Origin of the sequence: Streptomyces sp. UNOC14_S4 (assembly GCF_020740835.1) — a bacterium.
GTDB lineage: Bacteria > Actinomycetota > Actinomycetes > Streptomycetales > Streptomycetaceae > Streptomyces.
The window spans coordinates 1-20,184 of sequence record NZ_JAINFC010000080.1 but is presented as its reverse complement, the minus strand read 5'-3'; the positions used below and the strand labels follow the sequence as shown (position 1 = coordinate 20,184).

The following is a 20,184-nucleotide window of genomic DNA, read 5'->3' as shown; positions in this document are numbered from 1 at the left end:
CCCTGAACCCCCGCGAACTCGACATCCTCGCCCGCCTCGCCCAGGGTCTCGGCAACCGCGACATCGCCCGCGCGCTCTTCATCAGCCAGGCGACGGTGAAGACCCATCTGGGACGGATCTACGCGAAGTTGGGTGTCGACACACGATCGGGCGCGGTGGCGGTCGCGAAGGAACGACGCCTGCTGCCCTGAAACCGACAGGAACCGGCCCGTCGGCCGCTCAGGGCCTCAGGCCTCTCGGCAGGCGGCTACGCCCTCAAGCGTTACGCCCCTAAGCGTTTACGCGCCCAAGCGCACGGCCAGTGCCGCGATGTCGTCGTCGAGGCCCCCGCTGCTGTAGAGGAGGAGGTCGTGGTGGAGCCGGTCGAGGAGTTCGCGCGGGCGGTCCGCCGTCTGCCGCAGCATCCAGTCCGCCAGGGGGAAGAACTCGCCGTCGCGGCCGCGGGCCTCGGTGACGCCGTCGGTGTAGAGGAGCAGCTGGTCGCCGGGGGCGATGGTGAAGGTGTCGACGCTGTAGTCGTCGCCGATGAGCTCCGCGAGGTTGAGGAGCGGCGAGGGGGCGGTGGGCTCCAGGGCGCGGAGTTCCCCCTGGTTCAGGAGGAGCGGCGGGGGATGTCCGCAGTTGAGGACGCTGATCCGGCCGTCCTCGTGCGAGATCTCGACGAACAGCGCGGTGGCGAAGCGCTCCATCAGGTCCTCGGGCGGGAACGCGGCGCTGTGGCGGGTGCAGCTGGCCTCCAGCCGGCGCGCGACACCGCGCAGGTCGGGCTCGTCGTAGGCCGCTTCCCGGAAGGAGTTGACCATCGCCGCGGCCGTCCCCACGGCCGGGAGGCCCTTGCCCCGTACGTCGCCGATGAGCAGCCGGACCCCGTACGGCGTGTCGGCCACCTCGTAGAAGTCGCCGCCGATGCGGGCCTCGGCCGCGGCCGCCAGGTACAGCGACTCGATCTCGACGTTCTTGAAGCAGCGCGGGATCGGGCTCAGGACCACCTGCTGCGCCGCGTCGGCGACGAGCCGGACCTGGAGGAGGGTCTGCTCCCGCTGGAGCCGGACGTGGCTGCCGTACGCGGCCGCCACGGTGACCGCGACGATGCCCGCCCCGGTCCACCACACCCCCAGGTCGGGGAAGACGATGCCGAGGCCGACCATGAGCAGGAAGCACACCGTCCCCAGCAGGACGGTGGGGAGCACGGGCCACATGGACGCCGCGAGGGCGGGGGCCGCGGGCAGCAGGCGGCTGAAGGCCACGTTCCTGGGCGTGGTGTACGCCAGACTGGCGATGACCACGGTCAGGAGTACCGGCGACAGCAGAACAGGCGACCACCGGCCGGAGAGGCGACGGAACCGCGGCTGTCCAGGCTTGAGCACAATGCCAGCATATCTGGACGATAAGCGCATCGTGCTCTGACCGGTCGGCGTCGTTCGTGACCGGATGTGTTCGCCGGGTGTGCAGGCGCGCAGGCTCTCCCGGCGCCGCCACCACCCTGTGACGGGGGTCACCGGAACTGCTCCCGGGGTGCGGAGAGGTACTGGTCATGAATGGAAAAGGACTGAGGTGCGTGCATGCGCGACCGCATACGGGCGGGTGACCGCGAAGCGTTCGCCGAGCTCTACGAGGAGCACGCGCGAGCCGTCTACAACCATGCCTTCCGGCTGACGGGTGACTGGTCCGCGGCGGAGGAGGTGATGTCCGAGACCTTCCTGGACGCGTGGCGCACGCGCGGGAAGGTGGAGCCGGAGGGCGACTCCCTGCGGCCGTGGCTCCTGGGCATCGCCACCAACAAGGCACGCAACGCCAACCGCGGGTTGCGCCGTCGGCTGGCCTTCCTGGCCCGCCGCCCGACGACCGATCAGGTGCTGGACTTCGCCGACGAATCGGCGTCGCGCATCGACGGCGTCCGTGAACTGGACGCCATGCGCCGCGCGTTGACGGCACTGCGCCGCCCGGAGCGCGAGGTCCTGGCGCTGTGCGTGTGGTCCGGCCTGGACTACGCGCAGGCCGCCGCGGCCCTGGGCGTTCCGGTGGGCACGGTGCGGTCCCGCCTCTCCCGCGCCCGCGCCCGGCTCCGTCGGCTGACCGACGAACAGCTCGGCACGGACTCCGGGCGCCCGCGCCCCGGCAGCCGCACGGCAGAAGGAAGCGGCCCCGGCAGCCGCACGGCAGAAGGAAGCGAAGGAAGCACGGCCGCGCTGACGGCCCTGGCCGTCCAGGAGGAAGCCCGATGAGCCCGATGAACGCCCCCGACCGCACCCCTGACCGCACTCCCGAGCCCGCTCCCGAGCTCGAAGAACTCGCCCGCCTGCTGCCGCCCCCGGCCGAGCGGGACCTGCCGCCGGACCGCCACCGGCACCACAAGGAACTGCTGATGCGCGCCATCGACGGCGACCGTCCCCGACCTGCCGCCGAGGTCCGGCCGGCCGCCGGGCCCCGGTCGCGGTCCTGGTCGTCCCGGCGGCTGCTGCGGCCCGCCTTCGCGCTGCCCGTCGCGGCGGCGGTCGTGGCGGGCGCCTTGGTGATCACCACCCTGCCCGGGGAGCACGACCGGTCCCCGGAGGCGCGGGTCCCGCTGTCCGAGCCCGGCAGCACGCAAGGGGCGGTGCTGCTGCTGGACCGGATCGCCGCCGTGGCGTCGAGGACCGACACCAGGCCGGTGCGGGACGACCAGTACGTCTACATACGGAGCGTGGCCACCGAGACCGTCCACATCAAGCCGGTCAAGGCGGGAAAACTCAAGGAACGGGAGGACTGGGTCCCCCAGGACCCGCGCCCGACGAGTGACGGCGGGGTCTTCCGGGAGGACGGGAAGTTCGTGCCCATCCACGGTGCCGACAAGGTCCCGGCGGGCATCGGCCGGCCCACGTACGCATGGCTGGCCTCCCTGCCCACCGACCCCGGCGCCCTCTACGAACGGATCCGCAAGGAGACCAGGCCCGTCCGGGGCCAGGACTTCGACCAGACCGTCTTCGACACCTTCGGCACCCTGCTGGGGCGGGGTGTCATGCCGCCCGCGACCGAGGCCGCCCTCTACAAGGCCGCGGCGAAGATCCCGGGCGTGGTGCAGCTGCCGGACGCCGCCGACGCGGACGGCCGCCACGGCGTCGCCATCGCCCGCGAGGACCACCAGCTCGGCGAACGCACCGAATGGATCTTCGGAAAGCAGGACCTGAACTTCCTCGGTAGGCGCACCTACCTCACCAGGACCGGCGAACGCGGCGAGGCGGGCACCCTGGTCTGGGCCAACGCGATCCTGGAACGCTCGGTCGTCGACAAGCCGCGGCAGATCCCCTGAGCGGCGCAGGACTCCTCTGACAGGCCGGGCGGACGGAGCCGGATCCGGGTCACACCTTCTTGACGACCACCGTGTCCGGGACCAGCTTCTCCAGGTCGTCGACGTCCGAGGTGAAGACGGTGACCTGCCCCTTCTGTCGGCGCGCGATGACGGCGAGCACCGCGTCGATCGCGTACTTGTGGCCGTGCAGCTCGGCGTCGGACAGGAGCCGACGTGCCTGGCGGGCCTCGTCCTTCCCGATGTCGGCGACCTGGAGCCGGGACAGCACCCAGTCCCAGCGCTGTTCGGTGGTCCTCCCGTCGTACGCCTCGACCAGTGTCATCGGGGATGTCACCACCTCGGCCTCCCCCCGCGCCGCGAGGTCGAGCCAGGCGATCATCTTCCGGTCGCCGCGTACCGCCAGGGAGAGGGCTTCGCAGTCGAGTACGAAGACACGGAGCGGCCGCTGCCCGTACTCACCGGCTCGCTTCTTCACGCGGCCTCTCCGGCTTCGCGCTTTCCGGTGGCGCGGCGCTGCCCGTGTTCGGCGTCGAGTTCCGCCAACTCGTCCAGCGCTGCCGCATGCTCGTCCTCGGTGACGGGGCCGTGTTCCTCCTGCAGCCAGTCCGTCAGTTCCCGGAGCCGGTCCCGGTCGCGCTTGAAGCGCAGTGCCTCGGCGACGTACGCCGACAGGCCCCGTTCCGCCGCCTCCGCACGGATCTCGTCCAGAAGATCCTCGGGAATGGTCACCGTCACCTTTTTCGTCGCCATACAAGTGACCATACTCGTGGTGTGTCGCTGCTTACCAGCGCTTACCAGCAGTGTCACGTACCTGACGATTCGGCGATCACGCGACCGCGGCGGGACGTGGGCTGCCGTGGAAGACCTGGCTGGTGTGCCAGGAGCGGTGGGCCGCGGCGACGGGGCGGGCGCCGGGCTGAGGGCCGAGGAGCGGGCGGCCGGCGAGCGCTATGACGTGTTCGCGGGCGGCGGGGCTGTGGCCGACGAAGCGCTGCGAGACCAGGACGCGGTGGCCGTCGTCGATACCGAGCACGCCCTTGTCGAAGAGCTTGTGGTGCAGCGAGCACAGGCACAGGCCGTTGTCGACGTCGTCAGGGCCGTCGAACGCCCACCAGCGCACATGCGCGGCCTCCAGCCCGACCGGCACCGCGCCGATCCTGCCGTCGTAACCGCAGAACGCGCACTGGTACTCGTAGGCCGTCAGGACCTGCTCACGCATGCGCGGGTCCCGCCGCCTGCGCACGGCCGAGAGCCGTCCGGTCTCCGCGGGTTCCGGCTCCAGGCCGACCGCTTCGCACAGGTCGCCGTGGAGTGAGGGCGGGAAGTGCAGGTCGAGCAGGACCCGCGCCATCCGGCCGAGCAGCGAAGGCTCTCGCCGCAGTGCCGCCCGCAGATCCGGCGTCAGCCGCCCCGTGGCACCCGCCGCCCGTAACTCGCGTACCCCGCTGCCCGGACTGCCGGGGCCGTGATCGGTGCGCACCTCCCACACTCCGTCGCTCACCAGATGATGGAACGGGTAGGCGGGCGTCGTCCTGTTGGACGGACCGTACTCGGCCAGTAGCCGTTGCAGGTCTCCCTCCACCGATGTGTACCGCAGTTCGCCATCGGCATCCTGCTGGAACCGGCCGAGGGCGTAAAGGAGCAGCAAGGGCTTGTGCGGAGCGCGCGTCCCGCTTCTGCTCCACTGCCTCAGCTTCGCGGTGCGCTCCAGCCAGTCCATGGCCGGTGATCGTATGCCGTGGTACCCCGCCCTGTCCGGAGCGGGGTACTGCCTCTGCCCTGCCTCTACTCCGCCGCCGTGGCTACGCGGGCATGACCCCGTGAATCCGGGAGATGGTGAATACGCGTTCGTCGTTGCGCAGATGGCACCAGGCGTAGAGATGGGGCGCGTCGAGTTCGAGCTTGCTGACGGTGCGTACGGTGCAGTTGCCCGAGGCGGCGACGTACTCGATGGTGAGCGCTCGCCCCTCGTTGACGGCGTGGGCGAGCTGGCGGACATCGGTGAGGGGCAGTCCATGCGCGTACGCCGCGATGATCTCCTCGGTGTCGCTGTCGAAGGGAACTCCGTTGTCCGGGTCGGGCTGTGGGGCGATCGGTGGGGCGGCCCGCAGCCGGGCGGCCAGAGCTCCGAGGTCCACCGCCGTGGGGGTTTCTGTCGTGCGGGCCTTTGCTGTGCGGCCGGCTGTTGTGCGGAAAGTCGGTATGCGGCGGACCGGTGAGCGTGGCGGCGGGACGGAGGCGGGGGCGGTCGCGCGGTGCTGCGCGGCCCGCTCGATGCGTACTGTCCCGTCGGCCCTTTCGGCGATGGGCGCGTAGCCTGTGGCCCGCAGCGCGGCCAGGGTCCGCTCCAGAGGACTCCGGCTCACCAGAACCGTCGGCGCGAGCCGTCGCAGGCCGAGCTCGGCGAGTTTCCGATGGGCGGCCAACTCGTCCATCAGGACGGGCTCCTCGCTGTGGATCACACAGGCCGCGGCCGCGACGCGGACCCGGCCGTGACCGCGCGCCGTGTCATGGATCAGATAGGACAGCGGCTGGGGCAACGGCTCGACGGCGACGGCGGCCAGGTCCTCCACGATCGAGCCGGGGCCGCGACCGGTGTCCAGGGCGCGGCGGACGGCGGCCGGACCGAACCGCCACACCGACGCCGTACCGCTCGCTTCCCGGTCGGCGACGGAATCCAGCAGCGCGACGAGGCGGGCGGACGGTGTGCCCGTGACGACGGCCGTGAGGTCCGCGCCGAAGCGGGCGACCACAGTGGCGGCAGGCAACAGACGCCGACAGGCGGCTGCCAGCGCCTCCGCGTCATCGTCCAGCAGAGCGGTCCCGATGGGGGACAGGGCGCCGCGGGCGAGTACGCCGAGCAGCTCCGCCTCGCGGATCACGGTGGCGAAGGGTACGGCGTCCTGGGGGAGTTGCTCGGCCAGGGGGCGGCACCAGGCGATCGACGGTCCCAGCTCCGCACCGCTCTTCACGCCCCGCCCCGCCGGGAGCCGCGCCGCGGCGGCGAGGAGCCCTTCCCGGGCATCCCGGGCATGAAGGCATCCGTCGCGGGGTGGTGTTCGTGGTGTTCCGGAGAGCGCGGGCAGGGGCTTGCCCTCCTCGTCGCGAGCCTGCGCCGGGGTGAACGGCAGCGTCCGCCACGCCTGGAGCAGCACGGCGACCTGTTCGGCCGGTTCCCGCCCGGCCCAGGCGTCGTAGGTCTCCGTTGCGGCGACCTCGTCACCGTCCCGGGCCAGCAGCCCGGCCGCGTACGCCGTCTCCAGGACGACGCGTACGACGGTCTCGTCGCACCGGGCCGCCTTGCCGATCCTGGAAAGCTCCCGTGCCCCGATCCCGCCGGCCTTCAGGCGGGCCGGCGGAGAGGCGGCGGACACGGCCAGGACCGCTGTGCCATGAGTCGCGAAGGCCATGGCCGCGGCTGCCGCCTCCCCTTCTACATCCGCCGGCGTGACGGCCACCGACGCCGTGACGGGCGGGGCGGGATCGAACGGGGCGTACCAGTCGGCCCCGCGCAGCACGAGTGCCACCTCGGCCGGCATGCGCGCGGGTCCGTGCCGATGACGGTCCTGGACCAACAGCCCTCGTTCCAGGGCCCACCGCGCACCTGGTTCGGGGCCGTTCCCCGGGCTTCCGAGCGCGACGGACTCCGGTCGTTCCGGCGCGGCCCTCGCCCGGCGGTCGAGCAGTTCCCGGGTGGCCGCGGGCGCCTGTGCCACTACTCCGACGACCTGTCCCGGATCGCTGTGGTGCTCGATCAGTGCCGCCAGCCGCTGCTGCTTGGTGCCTCCGGCCTTGAGCCCCAATGTCCTCAGCATCCCCAGCAGCTCATCGGACGTCGCGTGTCCCAGCAACTCGGTCAGTGGCGCGTCCAGCCCCAGCGGCGTGTCCCAGGCATGCAGCAAAGGCGCGGCCATGTGCAGCAGCCCCTCGCCGTCCGGCCAGACCAGGGCATGGCCGGCCAGGGTCTCCAAGGCGGCGTCCAGCTCGGGACCGAGCTCCCCGTCCTCCGCCCCCAGCAACTCCGCCAGGGCGTCGCGCGGCACGGGCCCCAGCGCCGCGAGGGCTTCGATCACCTGTAGATGCGGCAGCGCGAGCCGGGGCAGTACGAGTACCACCGACCCGGGGCGCTGGAGACGGTCCGCCAGTTCACCGGCCGACCGTGGCTCGGGCGCGGACACGGCGTCCGCGCGCGCCGCGAGGACTTGCTCCAGCCGCGCGGTGTCCAGATTGTGTAACCAGGAGGCCAAGGATGATCCACCGGACGTACTGATGTCGGACACCTCGCTCGGAAGGTCGGGAGGTCGGGAGGTCGGAAAACGACGTCGTGCCTGGACCGGAACCCGGCCCCGCGGACCCAAGCATGGCGGACCGGCCGGACCGCACGCATCCCTCGGCTCCTTCGGGTCCCTCGGAGGGGGGCACCCCGGCGCTGCGCCTACGACCCGATCGAGACGGGGATCGGGGCGGGAAACGGTGCGGGAAACGCCAGAGGGCCGGACCGCTTGCGCGGTCCGGCCCTCTGATCGGGCGGAGGATACGAGATTCGAACTCGTGAGGGGTTGCCCCCAACACGCTTTCCAAATGTTCGCCCGGGGGTACGGACGGGTGCGGGGCGGTGTTGGCCTGGGGCGGAGTGGTTGGCGGTAGGAGCTGCGGATCCTGCTGGACGGGGGCGAATGAGACCAGAACTGAGACCACGGATCACACCCTGGACCTGCGCTTTTACCGGTCGGCGTGCCTGCGTTGCAGGGCCGGGATCGCGGCGATCTTCTCGGGATCGAGATGGTCCCACAGGATGCCACTCGGGCGGTGCGGGACGGGGCAGGTGATGATCTCGTCGGGCGTGATGATCAGGTCGACGCTGACGTCGTGCTCGGTGGCGGGGATGGGGCCGTCCACGACTTGGAGGGGGTGGACGGTGGTGACCACCAGCGTCTCGGGGCTGATCAGCCCAGCCTCGGTCAGGAGCGCGAATTCCAGATCCGAGTAGCCGGCGCCCTTGCCTATGCGGACGCCGTCTCTGCTGACCGCGACGCTGCCGAGAACGACGACCTGGATGGGGCGGAGGCCGTCGACGTCGACGGTCGGAGCGACGGAGGCCGCGACGCGGCTGGAGGCGGCCTCGGCGGGCGGGACGGTGAGGGCGGCGGGGTCGAGCAGATAGAACGGGCGAGGCGTCGCGAGCTTCGGCACGGCCATGTAGACGGTCTTGCCCCCTTCCAGGGCCCGGGCGCGTACGGGTAGCTGGGCCTTGTCCGGGACGGCCTTGACGGTGGTGGCCGCTTTCCACGCGGGGAGGGCTGCGAGCTGTTCGGCGGCTTGGTCGGAGCCCTTGAAGTTCGGGATGCGGCCGTGGGCGGTGTCGTTGTAGGTGGCGGAGGCGGCGTCGAGGGCGTCCCAGACGCGCTGTCGCACCTGCTGCTTGGCCTCGGCGTACTCGGTGGGCACCGGTGTTCTCCTTACCTTCAGGTCGTCGCCATGAGCGCCAGCAGGCGGTCGTGGACGTCTTGGACGCGCGGTTGCCGGCGCCAGGGGCGGAGTTCTCGGGCGGCTCCGAAGACGATGTTCATGCCGCCTCCCCCTCGTGTCTCTTCCAGGTCTGTGATGGCCTGGCCGAGAGTGAGGACCGCCGTGTCGACTTCGCCCTGGCGAATGTGGGCGAGCGTGAGGTTCCCCAGCACGATCGCGCGGGATTTCGGGCGATCCGGCAGTGATGCCGCTGTGGCTGCGAGGACTTGTTCCGCTCGCTGGAGCTGTCCGAGGGAGAGGTAGCAGGCTCCGGTGAGCCGACCGAACTGGCTGGGAGAGATCAGCTCTGCGGCCGCGTCCGTGGGCTCGGTGTCGCCGAGGTGCTCCTCGGCGTTCGCGAGGGCACGTTCGCAGTCAGTTGCTTCACCCAGCATGGCGTGGGCTTCCGCCGCGTGGAGCATCGCGAGGCCCGTGAGCGCCTGACTGGAATCCGCTGCCGTGGCGGCGGCTCGGAGACAGAGGCTCAGGCCGGTTGCCGCGTCACGGTCGCCGTAGAGGGCGACGTATGCCGTGCGGAGGAGTGCGTGGCCTTCGAGCGTGTGATCGCGCAGGTGGCGAGCGACGCTGACGCCCTGGCTGTAGAAGGACTTCGCGGTGTCGTGGTCGCGGCGCTGGGAGGCGTCCCATACGAGTTGGCCCATGAAGGTGGCGGTGTCGGACTGGAGGACGCGGAGCTCTCGTTGCACACGGCCGCGGCGGGCCTCACCGGCCAGAAAGGTCACGTTCCCGAGTTGGCGGCCGGCTTCCGCCAGGAGACCGGCGGAGGGCTCTTGGTCGTAGCGACCGGCTAGGTCCTGGAAGTCGGCGCGCAGGACGGCGCACGTTTCGAGGTCGGACCGTTCAGGATGTCGCGCGGCGTACTGGCGCCGGTCGGCCTGCGGATCGGCGTCCGTCGCGGTGGTGGCGAGCAGCTCCTGCAATCCGTCGGCGGTGACGCCTAACGCGCGGGCGAGGCGAGGGCGCATCCACGGCCGGGGATCTGCTTTTCCGCTCTCCCACCGCGCCACGGTGGAGCGGTCAACCTGCATCAGCTCCGCGAGCGCCTCTTGGGTGAAGCCCCTCGACTCCCGCTGCTGGGCGAGTCGGTGCCGCTTCAGCGCCATGACGTCATCTCCCCGATCTCCGTCAGATGGCAACTTCCCAGGTCACGCCCAGGTATGCCACACGGATGCCGCACAAGCGCGTCAATTCTGCCCTGGACTACGCCCTGGGCGGGGAGTTCTGTGGAGGCCAACACCCCCGTGGTGAACCCAGCGGCGCTGGTCAGGGAGCCCCGACGCAGTGGGCGCCGACCAAGCCGTGCTGGTTCCTGGATCTTGAATCGCGGAAGAAGGCCCTTCAGCCATGACCATTGCTGCACACCGGAGGCACGAGTCGGCTGGTGGTTATTGATGAGCCCTACGGGAAAAGGACACCAGCGCCCGCAGCGACAGCGGGGAGGGGAAGCTGCCCACAGCCGAACGCGGAAGGACCAGAACTCGGCACGGGACGGTCGGCGACAGCACACCGTCGCGGCAGAGGGTTCTGGGGAAGCCCATGCCTTCCGACGAGACGAGGTCGTCCGCGACATCCGCAAGGACCGCGTCGGTGTCGTCATGGACAAGATCGGCCCCAACTACCAACTTCGGCCTCCCGCTGGCGGACGGGAATGGGAGGCCGCCGCAGCCGACATGGAGCCGGCGGCCGCCCCGGACCGGATGAAGGCGCGGGTCGCGGAGGCGAACGCTGCCAGCCGGAGACGGGGCGGGGCGGTCCTGTGACCTTGAAGTCGTTGCTGTTCTACGGTCGGTGGGTTCTCACCCCGGACACGGAGCCGGATGCCCGGCCCATGACACATGCCCGGACGTGCGTGGTCTGCACCGAGGAGATCCAGGGCCAGGACCGCGACCCGGTGCAGGCCGGCGCGCAGAGCCCGGCCAGCGTCAGCCCCGAAGCCGCGCAGGAGTGGGCGTTCGGTCACCTGGCCAAGCACCCGGGCCACCTGACCTACGACGTGGTCATCACCCGTCCGTACCGGGCGTACATGGCGGGTCGGGCCGAGGGGAGTCCGCTGTGACCTGCCGTCTTGTGCCCCGGCCTCCGTGCCGGTTCTGGTGCGAGCTGAACGCGATGTCCGTCGACGGGGCGCGGATCGTCCCTCTCGCGGGCGAGCCGGTCACCACTCCTCGCCTGACTGTGCGGTGGCTGAGATGGCACGCGTTACGTGCCGCCGAGCGGATCGACCCGGCTTCGGCGGATGCGTTGGATCAAGGCGTGAGCGTGGCCGGCCTCCCCGTGAGCCGGAAGGTTCCTGTTCAGGTCCTGCTGGGTTGGGAGGCGAACGTTGCGGCTCACGAGCGGGTCATGGACGAGCTGCGGGCCGGAGCCCGTTTCGAGCTCCGGCTCACCACCCCATTCGTCTCGTTCACGGCGACGCCGCTGCACCCCAGGGCGAAGCAACTACGGGAAGTCCGTCGGTTTGCCCGGGCAGTGTGACGGCGGCCCCGGACACGGCCACTCCAGGTGGAGAGCGCCTGTGCGCTGTGGACATCCACCCAAGCTGTGCAGGGCCGAGGACGGGGTGACCACCTGCTTGTGCGGGGCACGGATCTTCACCGACTACCGGGCGCTCGGCGGGGCGGCCCTTGACATCGCGGAGCACAGTCCCGACCCACCAGTCGGGCGGACGACGACTGGGACCGGGACCGGCATGTTCACGTGCGGTTCTGTGCTGTGGGCGGAGGGGACGGAGGGCAGCGCTGACGAGACCGATCGAAGTGATCGGTACGTGGATGGCGATCGTTCTTGCCGCTGAGGAGGGTCACATGGCACAACGCTCCGCTGACGGGTTACGCCGTCGGTACGACGAGTGGTTCGCGGCGAGGCCGCAGACGGTCGTGTTGCAGCCGACGAGCTTCTGCAACATGGACTGCACCTACTGCTATCTGCGGGACCGGGGTCTGAAGAACGACATGCTGCCCGCGACCGCTGGCGTCGTGGCGGCATCGGTCGCGGAGCTGGCCGACGGTGGTCAGCCGCTGGGGCTGGTCTGGCACGGTGGGGAGCCCCTGACCTTGGGGACGGAGAAGTTCTCCGCTCTGCTGGCGCCGTTCGAGGCCCTACGCAGGCAGGGCCAGGTCCATCACTACGTGCAGACCAACGCCACTCTGGTCACCGATGCCTGGTGCGACCTGCTGGAGGAGTTCGAGTTCCGCGTCGGGGTGAGCATCGACGGTCCGGCGGCCCTGAACGCCCAGCGGGTGGACCGCCGGGGCCGGCCTGCCTTCGACCGGACGGTGCGGGGAATCGCCCGTCTGCGGGAGCGGGGCATCAGGTTCTCGGTCATCACGGTGGTGGGCAGGGAGGGCATCGGCCGCCCGGAGGAGCTGCTGGACTTCCTCGCTGCTCTCGGCGGCCACTCGCTGGGCTTCAACATCGAGGAGACCGAAGGCGTCAACACCGAGCGCCACCCGCCCACCCGTGAGCAGGCCGAGGAGTTCTGGCGGCGGGTCCTGGCCTGGTCACGCGAGCACGACGGCCCGGTGCTGCGGGAGCTGGAGCGGCTCTCCGAATACCTCAGCCTCGCGCGAGGCGGACACAAGGACAACTGGGACAGCCGCTTGCTCGACCCCATCCCCACCGTGACCTGGAACGGTGACGTCGTGTTGTTGTCGCCGGAACTGGCGGACACCACGGATGCCGCATACGGCGACTTCCTGGCCGGGAACGTACGGGAGCAGACCATCGCGCAGATGCTGCGACAGGCGCCCCGCCTGCGCTACGTCCGCGACTTTCTGACCGGCCTGGAGCGCTGCAGGGCCGAGTGCGAGTTCTTCGACTTCTGCCGCGGGGCCCAGGCCGGCAACCGCTACTTCGAGAACGGCAGCCTGGCCACCACCGAGACGAACTACTGCCGCGTCTCCCGCCAGGCCCTGGTCATGGCCCTGTCCACCACCGTGAAGAAGGAGCACGCCGCATGACACTGCTGGAACAGCTCACGACCACCGACGCGCCCGTGGTGCGCGAACTCATCGCCGCGTACGGACACCCGCCGGGCGGCTCCGTCCACGCCAAGTTCGACAACCGGCCCACCTGGGACAACTGGTCGAACACACCGCCGGTGACCTTCAACAATCAGCCGACCTGGGACAACTGGAACAAGAAGAAGTAGACCGCCCCTCCCGGTGGCACGCCCGCACGGACGCGGGTGTGCCACCGGCTGGACACCGTGAAGGAAGAGCGCATGGAATCGCGCAAGGTGCGCCGTGTGAGCGTGACCCTCCCCGCCCTGGGCGAGCCGGGCCTGTACCTGTCGAACGTCACCTCGCTCGAAGGCGGCCGGGGCAGAGTCGCGGAGTTCCAGTACGCCGACCAGGACCTGCGCGAGCTGGACCTCGCTGGCGCCCACCTGCTGGACGGCCGCATCCAGCGCGTGCGGACCCAGCGCGCCAGGCTCCACGAGGTACGGGCCGACTCGGTGCAGTTCACGGACTGCGATCTGTCCTCGCTGACGTGGTCGGGCAGCAAGCTCTCCCGCGTCACGTTCAGCAACTGCAAGCTCATGGGCGCCCAGTTCGAGGACGTGGCCCTGGACAACGTCCTCTTCGAGAACTGCAAGTTCGACTACGCCACCCTCGACCGCCTCCGCGCCACCGGCCCGCTGATTTTCTCCAAGTGCACCCTGCGGGAGACGACGATCAAGGCATGCGACCTCAGCTCGGTCGCCTTCGACGCATGCGACCTGCGGCTCACAGAGTTCGAAGGCGGTAAGTACCGCGACTGCGACCTGCGCGGCAACGACCTGAGCACCCTGCGGGGCGCGGCCGTGCTGAAGAAGGTCCTCATCGACCGTGCCCAGGTCGCCCAGCTGGCCGAGGCGCTGGCGGCCGAGCTGGAGGTCACCTATGGCGAAGACCTCGACGACGACTGACCCCTGCCGAAGAGCGAGAGGGACGGCCATGTCAGTAGTGAGCTTGGCGTTCAGCCAGAACGGAAACCTGCGGGAACGGTGCGAGATCGGCTCCGTCCGACTCAGTCGAGGTGAGGTGGACTACGACGAAGGCGCCGTCGTGCCGGTCGGCGACTGGCGGCCACTGAGCACGAGGGAAGTGCAGTGGCTCCAAGCCAAGCCGGGCACCCCCGAAAGCACCCAGGTCGAACTGCTACACCAGCCCCTGCCGGTCACCCACACAGCAGAAGATCTCCACGCGGCGGCCGCCGACCTCTATCCGTTCGCCAGCCGATGGCCAGCCGACTTCCTGGGCTGCGCCACGAACCCCGCGGACGCACGCACCACCACCGAAGACCCCGCCACCGGACGACGCCTCGGCCTCCATGTGGACAACTGGGACCGGCTCCCGTCCGGGGCCCGGCACGAAGGCCGCCGTCGGCTCTGCCTGAACCTCGGTCCCGGAACCCGCTACCTCCTCCTCGGTGACCGGGATATCGAAGAGCTCTTCCGAGCCGTGCGGCCGGACCCGGAGCAGCGCTATCCGCACACCGACGACGTGAGGCGGTACGTCGTCCAGGGGCGCCCCCTGCAATGCCTGCGTATCCGTCTGGGACCCGGCGACGGCTACATCGCGCCCACCGAACTCCTGCCGCACGACGGCTCTACTTCGGGAGTGGGGCAGCCGTCCACCGCCGCTTTCTGGCTGGGCCGGTGGCCAGCGGTGACCTCACATAGCCCCTGGAGGCAAATTGTCTCGCCGCGTGCTCCACGCTCGGTATGAGGTGCTCGTCGCCGCAATAGCCCGGAACACCAGCACACTGATCCCTGCGGCGCGGAATGGGCTCTGGTCCAGGTATTTCATGCCGCCGGTGCCGCACAGATAAGTACTGGCCCCGACAGCAACGGTGAGGTCGGCGAGTCGCTGCGAGCGCCCTGACGGGACCGTCCGGGCTCCGCCATCACGGCTTCCCGGATCTTTGTCCGCTGGCCCCGGGGCAGGTGGGTGGGGATGGTGAGCCACTGGCGTCGCTTCGGGTCTTCCAGGGCTGCGAGGCGGGTTCGATGCTGGTAGTCGCGGCGGGTGAACTGGACGTCGTCGAGGACGATCCGGTAATCGGCTGCGAACAGCTTCGCCAGCGTGGTCGGCCGGGGGAAGAGGTTGGGCTGGTGGATGGCACACAGCCCGCCCTGCGGCGGTTCAGACCTTGAGGAGGCGGCTGTCGAAGCCGTCTTCGAGGAGTGATTCGTAGGCGGCCTGTACGTCCTCCGGGACGTCCTGCTCGATGGCGAAACCGAGCTTCGGGTACTCGATCATCCGCTGCAGGTCGCCGACGAGCTGGTGGACGACGAGTTGTTCGTCCCCGATCGTCTTGAGGTAGTCGTCGAACTCCAGTGGCGCCGAGGTGCAGATCACCTCGACCTCGGGCCAGACCTTGCGGGCGGTGGCGAAGGCGCGTCGCTCCATGTAGGGCATGGAGACGAGCAGCACGGTCTTTACGGGGATCCCGGCGGCGGCCAGGACGTCGCGGGAGAGGGTGATGTTCTGTCCGGTGTTCGAGGCGTTGGGTTCCAGTAGTACCGCTTCCGTAGGCACGCCGAGGGCGAGCGCGTGCTCGCGGAAGTGCACCGCCTCGCCGCGCGGGAAGCGCTCGGGGGCGGTGGGGTTGGAGCCGCCGGAGAAGACGAGGGTGGGGAACAGGCCGGCTCGGTACAGCTCGGCGCAGAAGGCCGGGACGCCGAGGTCGTGGCTGCCCAGCCCGATCGCGGCGTCGCACGGCCGCACCTCGTGGCTCATCTGGTGGTAGCCCCAGATCAGCTTCGCCCGTCGGCGCTGGTCGTCGGTGATGGCCCGCTGGTTGTCCGTCACTCGTCTCTCCCTGGTCATCCCCGCCGGGGGCCGCCTGCCCCTGCGGTCATGGTCCGGATGCTCTCGACGCTGCTCAGCTGGTGGCTCATGCCGTATTGCGCGGCCAGCTTCGCAGCCTGATCGAGGGCCGTCAGGCCATCATCCCGGGTGGCGGTGTCGGACAGCAGGATGTGTCCGTTGGCGGTGTCCAGCCGCACCCGCTGCATCGGAGAGTCCGGGACTCCGGTGCTGCGGGCGACGTCAATGAAGTGCAGGGCACTGGCGAGTTCGCCGGCGCCCCGGTGGGCGAGCGCGAGCTTTTGGCGGGCGACGGACCAGTCGTCGGGTTCGCCCAGGTCTTCGAAGTCGCGGGTCGCGGCCAGCATGACGCGGGCCGCGTAGTCGTGGTTGCCGTCCTTGCTCAGCGCGGCCCACACACACATCTGGGGCCGGCCCGCGAGCGCGAATCCGCTGTTCCATATCCAGCGATGCGGCGAAGGCTGGTTCGATAACTACGTCGGCAGCTTCGACGCCATCTGGAACACGGCGAAGCCCTGGAACCCCGAGTCAGGAGTGTGAGCGTGGCCCGCACCGAGTACTGGAACAACCTCGTGGCCCCCAAGCCGAACACCTTGATCCCCGCCTCTAATCTCTTGGTGGCGAGGGAGGACGGTGCGATTCTCCTCCAGCGGCGCCGCGACACGGGCCAGTGGGCCCTGCCCGGAGGTGTGCAGGACATCGGCGAGTCACCCGCCCAGTGCGCGGTCCGCGAGTGCGAAGAGGAGACCGGGATCGTCGCCGAGGTCACCGGACTGCTCGGTGTCTACTCCCCGCCTGGGCACGTCGTCGCCTACAGCGACGGGGAGATCCGGCAGGCGTACGAAGTCACCTACATCGGCAAGCCAGTGGGCGGCACGCCCACGGTCAACGAGGAGGCAGACGGGGTGCGCTGGGTATCCCCGGGAGAGCTCGACGAACTCGACATCCACGTCTCCATGCGTCTGCAGATCGGCCACTTCCTGAGCGGCGAGTACCCGCACGTCATGTGATCGGCGTCAGGGGCGCCGGGGCAGACGGGACTCGGATCGCCGGCGATGACGGGACCGTGTACGTCGACTTCGAGTGGTCCTACAAGCTCGCCAAAGACTGGCAGTAAAGAGGAGCACACAAGCCTGCGGCACCGCCAGTCGGCCCTGCTGCAGGGCCGCGGGCGCGAGCTCCACCACCTGCCGCGCGGGCCTTTTCCGGCCACGTTTCAGGTCAGCGGTGTGGCCCGCGCGGATCCGGTGAGGCTGGTTGTCGGTGGGCGGGCAGAGGTCCGGCGGAGATCTCTCCTCGGGAGGTTTGGCTACGCCGCGTGGTTGCTGTTGTGGTCCGTTTGCCGGGCTGGTTGGTGATGCGCCAGGTGAGGACTTCGGCGGGGAACTGGGCGGTGTGGAGTTCGCGTTGTGCTGCGGCTTCGGCGAGGACTTCGTGGGGCTGGTGGCCGGCTGTTTCCGCGCGGGCGAGGGTGGTGGTCAGGGCGGGCCAGGCCGGGTCGGCCAGGATGCGCTCGGCGTGTTCGGGCAGGGCGCGGCGGACGTCGGCCTCGTACCGGCGGACGATCTCGGCGCGGGGCGTGTGGCGGGTGAGTTCGGCGAGGACGGGCCGGGCTGCCTGCCCGTAGGCGGCCTGGAGGTGGCGCAGGGTTTCGCGGGCTGCGACGGCTTGCTGTTCGTGGCGGCGGATGTCGTGCCAGCGGGCAGCGGCCATGACGACGAGCACGGCGGCGTCGAGGAGCATCGCGAGGCCGGTTCCGTCTGCTCTGCCGACGGGGTCCCGCAGCAGCCTCTTGATACTGCTCCGCAGGGCACGGGCGTGGTGGTGCTCGGCACGGATGCGGGAGCGTGTGGCGCGTTCGAAGGCGAGGGCTGCTTGCTGGAGTTGAGCTTTGGCGTTCGTGGGGGCGAGGAGGGGAAGGGCGTCCATGAGTTCGCCGAATGCGGCGATGTGGGCCTGGGCTGCGGCGTCATCGTCGCCGTGGTCGAGGACACCTGGGATGCGGTCGGCGGCCGCGGTCGCCCGATGCCAGGGGCTGGGCTTGCGGCTGTCGGTCCGCTGGGAGGTGGGTTCGTGGGAGGTGGCGTTGAGGCGTTCGCGGATCTTGGGCAGGGACAGGTCGGGGGCGAGCTTGGAGCCGGAGAACCAGATGGGTTCGCCCGAGGCGTTGGTGTCGTCGGGGAGGGCGGCCTTGTAGCCGCGGAGGTCGCCGGAGGGGAAGCGCTGTGCTTCGACCAGGACGCCGGAGCCAGAGAGCATGGCGAGGAACTCCTCCTCGGTGGTGGCGGCTGAGGCCACGGTGCGGATGGTGGCGCGCAGGCGTTCGCGCGCGGTCAGGCGGTGGCCGGTGCGCCGGGCCTTCTCCTTCTCCGCGCGGGTGGGGCGCTCGGCGGCGGTGCGGTCGCCGCGTACGACTTGGCGCAGGCCGTAGTCCCTCTCGATGGCGGCGAGTTCCTTGTCGGCACGGAGGTAGTCGTTCCAGTGGCGGGCGGTGCGCAGGTCGCCGCGGACCTTGGTGGCGGCGATGTGGATGTGGTCGTCGGCGTGGCGGACGGCGACCCAGCGGCAGCCGTCCGGATCTCCCTCGGGTGCGATGCCGGCGGCGTTGACGACGCGGCGGGCGATGTCCGCCCATTCGTCGTCGCTGAGAGTGTGGTCCTCCGGCGCGGTCCGTATCGAGCAGTGCCACACGTATTGTTCGGGCGCGCGGTCGCCGGCCTGCTTCACCCGTAGATCCAGGGCCTTCACGAGGTGGCTCTTCGTCCCGTTGAAGTCCTCTGAGCGGCCCGGGTCGGGGGCGATGCCGTCCCAGGAGGCGACCAGGTGCGGGTCGGTGTGCTCGTTGGCCCGGCCGGGGCCGTAGAGGTAAGCGATCAGCTTGGCGGTGTTCTTGCCGCTGGAGATCTTGGCGATCATTCAGGCAGCCGCCTTCGCGGTCGCCGCGCGGTACGAGCCGACGTCGATGTCGGTGACGGCGGCGCGGACGATGTCCAGGGTCCGTGTGGCTGCGGCGAGGACGGCGGCATCCACAGGGTGTGAATTGGCCCCGGAGTTGAGGACCCTGGCGATCTGGTTGACGTTGCGGCCGATGTGGGCGACCTGGGTGCGGAGGGCGTTCAGCTCGTCGATGAGGTCGTCGGTCGCGGTGCGCTGGCCAGGCAGGGCGAGGTTACCTTCGAGGTAGGCCATGATGACCGCCCCGACGAGATGGGCGGCGGCGATGTTCATTGAACGGGCTCTGGTGACGATCGTGTTCTTCTCGACGACGCTGTAGCGGACGTCGACACGCTCTTTGCGCTGGACAGTTTGACGCTGACGGCGACGTGCGACGCGGTACAGGGCGGCTTCGTCAGCGGCGCGGGGGAGCGACGGCTCGGAGTAGCCGACGGGCTTTTCCTCCTCGGGCACCCCTTGGTGCCCGAGGACCTCCGCCACCCCCGGGGCGGAGGCATCCCCGTGAGACCGGCCATTGGACGGTCCAGCGGGATACCTTGCTGCGCTTTGGGCTGAGGTGGTGGCCATCTCCAGCTGGTCGATGGCGAGTTTGTGGTGCTGGTCGTGCATGTGCGCGTTCTCCATTGATGTTCGTGTCGGGGGTGGCACCGGCGGCGAGGCTGGTCCGCGTTCCGTCTCGTGGTGCGACCCAGCGGTCTGCGGGGACCGGTCCGCAAGGTCGGTCCCCGGTTCCGGTCGGTCCCCGGGGCGGTCCGGTGGGCGTTGACCTGCGAAGACTTCCGGTCAGTCGGTGGCGAGCGTTCCGGTCGGTGCTGAGGCCGGCGGGCGGAGGGCGTTCATGACCTGGGTGAGCCGGTCCTGGCTGATGCGGTGGCCGGCGGCTCGTATCGTCTGGCGGACGGCGTCGCGGGTGGGGATTTCGTCCGCTGTGAACAGGGGCCGTGCGAGCTCGACCAGATCGTCCAGGTCGGCAGTGGTCGGTCGGCCGATACGGCGGGGGCGGTCGGACAAGGTGTCGTCGCTGAACAGTTCCCCCTGGCCACGTTGCTGGAGATCGTCTCGATCCGTTTCGACAACGGAGTCTTCGTCGACGTCTTCCCGCGGCTCGGGGTGCGCTTGACCACCCGCGTGGTCGCCGTGGCGGGGAAGCGCCCGGGTGGTGTGGCGCGTGATGAGGATGTGGAGGTGGACGGCTCCGGCGAGGGCGAGCGGGGCGAGAGTGGAGAGGATGCCGACGGTGGCGTCGCCGAGGTGCAGGCCGTCCGGTGCGGCTTGCTGGTTGAGGCGTATGGCGTGCAGTGCGTTGGCCCAGATGCTGGCGGCGGTGGCGGTGCCGAAGAGCGTCCACACGTAGAGGCGGGCGCCGAAGGACGCGGTCCGGAGGACGAGCAGGGCGCGGACGCCGTAGGCGATGAAGCCGTCGATGACGAGGGGGAAGAGGTAGGTGAGCAGTCCGCGGACGTGGATGGCGGTGGCCATCTGCTGCAGGGCGTCGTAGGAAAGGGCGCATCCGGCGCCGCCGAGGGCTGTGATGGCGGCGCGGTCCCAGCCGGTGGCCCGGTGAGTGAGGGCGAGGGGCGTCACGGGGTAGTGCTC

Annotated in this window: 23 protein-coding genes and 1 pseudogene; 10 read left to right on the top strand and 14 right to left on the bottom strand. The window is 70.2% G+C overall.

The annotated features are described in order from the left end of the window. The coding region (locus K6I34_RS10450) for a response regulator transcription factor (protein ID WP_229324550.1) at positions 1-191 on the top strand (191 nt) is incomplete at its 5' end. Positions 192-278: 87 nt separating this feature from the next. Here the strand turns inward: K6I34_RS10450 and K6I34_RS10445 are convergent. Further along, the gene (locus tag K6I34_RS10445; protein ID WP_229324548.1) at positions 279-1,367 is read right to left on the bottom strand and encodes a PP2C family protein-serine/threonine phosphatase; all 1,089 of its coding nucleotides are present in this window, start codon (positions 1,365-1,367) and stop codon (positions 279-281) included. Positions 1,368-1,562: 195 nt separating this feature from the next. On the opposite strand from K6I34_RS10445, the gene K6I34_RS10440 reads away from it, so the two are divergent. After that, complete coding sequence (locus tag K6I34_RS10440) at positions 1,563-2,225, top strand: RNA polymerase sigma factor (RefSeq protein ID WP_229324546.1); 663 nt, start codon at positions 1,563-1,565, stop codon at positions 2,223-2,225. Then, entirely contained in the window at positions 2,222-3,289 is a 1,068-nt protein-coding gene (locus K6I34_RS10435; protein WP_308293986.1) for a CU044_5270 family protein, read from the top strand. The genes K6I34_RS10440 and K6I34_RS10435 overlap by 4 nt, the downstream gene beginning before the upstream one ends. 49 nt (positions 3,290-3,338) lie before the next feature. On the opposite strand, the gene K6I34_RS10430 is transcribed toward K6I34_RS10435, so the two are convergent. The 6 genes from K6I34_RS10430 to K6I34_RS10405 form a co-directional block, all read right to left on the bottom strand. Next, entirely contained in the window at positions 3,339-3,764 is a 426-nt protein-coding gene (locus tag K6I34_RS10430; protein WP_229324544.1) for a PIN domain-containing protein, read from the bottom strand. Continuing rightward, entirely contained in the window at positions 3,761-4,039 is a 279-nt protein-coding gene (locus K6I34_RS10425) for a ribbon-helix-helix domain-containing protein (RefSeq protein WP_229324542.1), read from the bottom strand. The genes K6I34_RS10430 and K6I34_RS10425 overlap by 4 nt, the downstream gene beginning before the upstream one ends. Positions 4,040-4,115: 76 nt before the next feature. Continuing rightward, the gene (locus K6I34_RS10420) at positions 4,116-5,009 is read right to left on the bottom strand and encodes a phosphorothioated DNA-binding restriction endonuclease (protein WP_229324540.1); all 894 of its coding nucleotides are present in this window, start codon (positions 5,007-5,009) and stop codon (positions 4,116-4,118) included. Positions 5,010-5,091: 82 nt separating this feature from the next. Continuing rightward, positions 5,092-7,536 (bottom strand): helicase C-terminal domain-containing protein, encoded by a 2,445-nt coding sequence (locus K6I34_RS10415; RefSeq protein ID WP_229324538.1) that lies wholly within the window; start codon positions 7,534-7,536, stop codon positions 5,092-5,094. Between the two features lie 475 nt (positions 7,537-8,011). Continuing rightward, on the bottom strand, positions 8,012-8,737 hold the full coding sequence (locus K6I34_RS10410; protein WP_229324536.1) for a 5-formyltetrahydrofolate cyclo-ligase: 726 nt from the start codon (positions 8,735-8,737) through the stop codon (positions 8,012-8,014). A 17-nt stretch (positions 8,738-8,754) separates the two neighbouring features. Then, positions 8,755-9,921, bottom strand: a complete 1,167-nt coding sequence (locus tag K6I34_RS10405; protein ID WP_229324534.1) for a helix-turn-helix domain-containing protein — start codon at positions 9,919-9,921, stop codon at positions 8,755-8,757. Between the two features lie 725 nt (positions 9,922-10,646). Between K6I34_RS10405 and K6I34_RS10400 the strand changes: the two genes are divergently transcribed. The 6 genes from K6I34_RS10400 (at position 10,647) to K6I34_RS10375 (ending at position 14,529) form a co-directional block, all read left to right on the top strand. Further along, complete coding sequence (locus K6I34_RS10400; RefSeq protein ID WP_229324532.1) at positions 10,647-10,874, top strand: hypothetical protein; 228 nt, start codon at positions 10,647-10,649, stop codon at positions 10,872-10,874. 53 nt (positions 10,875-10,927) lie between these two features. After that, on the top strand, positions 10,928-11,293 hold the full coding sequence (locus tag K6I34_RS10395; RefSeq protein ID WP_229324530.1) for a hypothetical protein: 366 nt from the start codon (positions 10,928-10,930) through the stop codon (positions 11,291-11,293). Between the two features lie 329 nt (positions 11,294-11,622). Continuing rightward, a complete protein-coding gene (gene amcB / locus K6I34_RS10390) occupies positions 11,623-12,777 on the top strand; it encodes a cyclophane-forming radical SAM peptide maturase AmcB (RefSeq protein WP_229324528.1) in 1,155 nt (384 codons plus the stop codon). Next, positions 12,774-12,968 (top strand): multiple cyclophane-containing RiPP AmcA, encoded by a 195-nt coding sequence (amcA, locus tag K6I34_RS10385; RefSeq protein WP_229324526.1) that lies wholly within the window; start codon positions 12,774-12,776, stop codon positions 12,966-12,968. The genes amcB and amcA overlap by 4 nt, the downstream gene beginning before the upstream one ends. Positions 12,969-13,040: 72 nt before the next feature. Then, the gene (locus K6I34_RS10380; protein ID WP_229324524.1) at positions 13,041-13,727 is read left to right on the top strand and encodes a pentapeptide repeat-containing protein; all 687 of its coding nucleotides are present in this window, start codon (positions 13,041-13,043) and stop codon (positions 13,725-13,727) included. Between the two features lie 28 nt (positions 13,728-13,755). Then, positions 13,756-14,529 carry a hypothetical protein gene (locus K6I34_RS10375; protein WP_229324522.1) on the top strand — a complete coding sequence of 258 codons (774 nt, stop codon included), beginning with the start codon at positions 13,756-13,758 and terminating at the stop codon, positions 14,527-14,529. On the opposite strand, the gene K6I34_RS38620 is transcribed toward K6I34_RS10375, so the two are convergent. The 4 genes and pseudogenes from K6I34_RS38620 to K6I34_RS10360 all read right to left on the bottom strand — a co-directional run. Continuing rightward, positions 14,476-14,628, bottom strand: coding sequence for a hypothetical protein (locus K6I34_RS38620; RefSeq protein WP_308293988.1), 153 nt, complete (start codon positions 14,626-14,628; stop codon positions 14,476-14,478). The two genes, K6I34_RS10375 and K6I34_RS38620, sit on opposite strands and share 54 nt — an antisense overlap. Then, on the bottom strand, positions 14,607-14,855 hold the full coding sequence (locus tag K6I34_RS10370) for a WbqC family protein (protein ID WP_308293987.1): 249 nt from the start codon (positions 14,853-14,855) through the stop codon (positions 14,607-14,609). The genes K6I34_RS38620 and K6I34_RS10370 overlap by 22 nt, the downstream gene beginning before the upstream one ends. Positions 14,856-14,946: 91 nt before the next feature. Beyond that, positions 14,947-15,633, bottom strand: a complete 687-nt coding sequence (locus tag K6I34_RS10365; RefSeq protein ID WP_238488591.1) for a YdcF family protein — start codon at positions 15,631-15,633, stop codon at positions 14,947-14,949. Beyond that, positions 15,630-16,031, bottom strand: a pseudogene (locus tag K6I34_RS10360) (hypothetical protein); the annotation flags it as partial. The pseudogene K6I34_RS10360 and the gene K6I34_RS10365, both read right to left, overlap by 4 nt. A gap of 144 nt (positions 16,032-16,175) precedes the next feature. Between K6I34_RS10360 and K6I34_RS10355 the strand changes: the two are divergent. After that, entirely contained in the window at positions 16,176-16,643 is a 468-nt protein-coding gene (locus K6I34_RS10355; protein ID WP_229324517.1) for an NUDIX domain-containing protein, read from the top strand. 211 nt (positions 16,644-16,854) lie between these two features. On the opposite strand, the gene K6I34_RS10350 is transcribed toward K6I34_RS10355, so the two are convergent. From K6I34_RS10350 to K6I34_RS10340, 3 genes are all read right to left on the bottom strand, one after another. After that, entirely contained in the window at positions 16,855-18,549 is a 1,695-nt protein-coding gene (locus K6I34_RS10350; RefSeq protein ID WP_229324515.1) for a relaxase/mobilization nuclease domain-containing protein, read from the bottom strand. Then, on the bottom strand, positions 18,550-19,197 hold the full coding sequence (gene mobC, locus K6I34_RS10345; RefSeq protein ID WP_229324513.1) for a plasmid mobilization relaxosome protein MobC: 648 nt from the start codon (positions 19,195-19,197) through the stop codon (positions 18,550-18,552). 174 nt (positions 19,198-19,371) lie between these two features. Then, positions 19,372-20,121, bottom strand: coding sequence for a DUF2637 domain-containing protein (locus K6I34_RS10340; protein ID WP_374230877.1), 750 nt, complete (start codon positions 20,119-20,121; stop codon positions 19,372-19,374). Positions 20,122-20,184: the final 63 nt, after the last annotated feature.